Consider the following 2319-nt stretch of genomic DNA (forward strand, 5'->3'; position numbering starts at 1 on the left):
GATAGGAGACAGTAAATCTCCTTTGTACAATTTTATAAAACAATGATGAAACTCTAAGATATAACAAATAGAGTCTCTAACTTCTCTATTTATGATAGAGAAAGAATATATCTCACAGAAGATTTTGATCTATTCTTAAACAACAAAAAAGTTGCTTTTGGAATAGATTTAGACAATTATGATTTATATAAAAACAATACCATCATTTGTATTAAAAATGATGATACAATAGTAGGAGATTCAGTAATATCTAATAAACAGTATTTAAAAAGTTCTATCAATTACAATTCAAATACGTTAATTTTATCAGGAGATTTTGTATTAGAGTATCCAAAATATTCTTCTGTCTATTACTTATTCAATTTATTAGATAATAGTTATAAGGAAGTTATTAGATTTGAATCTCTTAAGTTCATATTGAATACTGATGATAATCTTTTTTTATCAAACGCTGACTTTATAACCTGCTGTAATTATTCTTGTAAAGAGCCTATTTAGCAATTTTCACTGAATTCAATCCCTAATAATCCTCATAACGATAATTACAACAAAGAGGCCGATTGGGAAGTGAAAAAATTGATAGGCGTGTTAGAAGGAAAACTTTGGATAGCACTCAATCATCACACAATCATTGCGTTAGACATTGTAACAGGTGTATTAGTACATCAAATATATACAATAGCTAATTTCCATTGTAGTTGGTTACCCTCGGCTATTCCTCTATCCGAAGCAACTCAAATAGACGAAAAAACACATAGACTTATAGGTTTTATGTGGGAATTCTATTGGGAAATAAACCCTACTAATGGAGCGATTCAACTCTATGATTTAACCAATGAGCTTTCAGTCAAAAAGATACGCAGTGATATAACTAATTTTGTGCTAACAGATAGCAAAATCTATTTTGCAAGTCATTTTAATAGTAAAATAGGAGCGTTGGATAGAGTTACCAAAAAACTCACTTGGGAGTATGATTTTAAAAAAGAAGAAGATGCAGAACCGAGAATTATGGAGCTTCAAGGTAATAGAAACCTATTAGGAGCCTTAAGTTCTCAAGGAACTTTATATATTTTTGAAAGAGAAGAAAATACCTAGACTATTGCTTTTTTTTTCAAAAATTAAAAAATAACAATAAAATGAGAAATATAAACAAGATTATAAATATATTCGATTTGTATTATTCAAAAAAAAATTACAAGAGAAGAAAGATTAACAATGTTAAAAAACAGTATAAGTGTCGAAGATTTTAACGAAGCTATTTTATTATTGGAAGATGGTAAAAGTTTGGAAGATGTTCGGAATGTTATCCTAACGGGCTGGTTGTTAAATTGTTTTAATCCCTCTAACGAAGAACCTTTAAGGAGATTGCTTTTATTGAATTTTCATAATTCCCACGAAGATATTGTTGATCTATTTCAAACAATGTGGAATAATAGTGCCAAAAATATACCTATCCTATTAAAAGCAATAGATAACATTCCTGCGTATTTAGAGCCAGAAGATTTCAAATATCCTTATATGCGAAAAATCATTTATGCTATAGGAGCTCAACCACAACCTGAGAGTCTTTTAGCTTTAGAAAAATTGGCATCTGACACTAATGATACCGAAATAAAGAAGTTAGCCTTGCACCAGTTAGAAAAGAGAAAAGAATTGAGACGATAGGGATGTTACATTACAAAAATATCTTTCATATAGTTGTTAATTCTTAATTATTTACTATCTTTGCACTTATAAAAAACGATGTTATGATACAATCAATGACAGGCTTTGGAAAAAGCGTTATATCACTTGCTGATAAGCATATAAGTGTTGAAATCAAATCATTAAACAGTAAGAGTATTGATATTAATACCCGCATACCTCTGATTTACAGAGAAAAAGAATTAGACTTTAGAAAACTCATAGCAGAGCAATTGCTACGCGGAAAAGTAGACTTTACTATTCTGGTAGAGAATATTGGCAACCAAACCCCCTCAAAGATTAATGAAAACATCGTAAAAGCGTATATAGAGCAAATGCGAAATATAGTTGATGGCGATCGTACAGAACTGCTAAAAATGGCGGTGCGTATGCCTGATGCGCTACAGACCTCTACTGAAAGCATCACCGAAGAGGAGTTTGCTGTTATTTTTGAACATATTGCTATCGCTATTGCCGACCTTCAGAATTTCCGTTTGCAAGAGGGAAAAGTATTAGAGAAAGACTTCCTACTTAGGATACAAAATATCGACCATTACCTACAACAAGTACAAGCCTTAGACAGCGAACGTTTGCTACTAGTGCGCGAGAGACTAGAGAAAGCAGTGGCCGACATAC

The 2319-nt window shown here is 31.3% G+C and carries 3 protein-coding genes; all 3 read left to right on the forward strand.

The features are described 5' to 3' along the window. Positions 1-585: 585 nt before the first annotated feature. Positions 586-1095, forward strand: coding sequence for a hypothetical protein (locus HMPREF9074_RS06790; RefSeq protein WP_196774070.1), 510 nt, complete (start codon positions 586-588; stop codon positions 1093-1095). A gap of 120 nt (positions 1096-1215) precedes the next feature. Continuing rightward, positions 1216-1665, forward strand: coding sequence for a hypothetical protein (locus HMPREF9074_RS06795; protein ID WP_009392806.1), 450 nt, complete (start codon positions 1216-1218; stop codon positions 1663-1665). An 83-nt stretch (positions 1666-1748) separates the two neighbouring features. Continuing rightward, positions 1749-2319, forward strand: a 571-nt coding sequence (locus tag HMPREF9074_RS06800; RefSeq protein WP_034540082.1) for a YicC/YloC family endoribonuclease, incomplete at its 3' end; no start/stop codon positions are given.

Source organism: Capnocytophaga sp. oral taxon 329 str. F0087 (assembly GCF_000213295.2).
Taxonomy (GTDB): Bacteria; Bacteroidota; Bacteroidia; order Flavobacteriales; family Flavobacteriaceae; genus Capnocytophaga; species Capnocytophaga leadbetteri_A.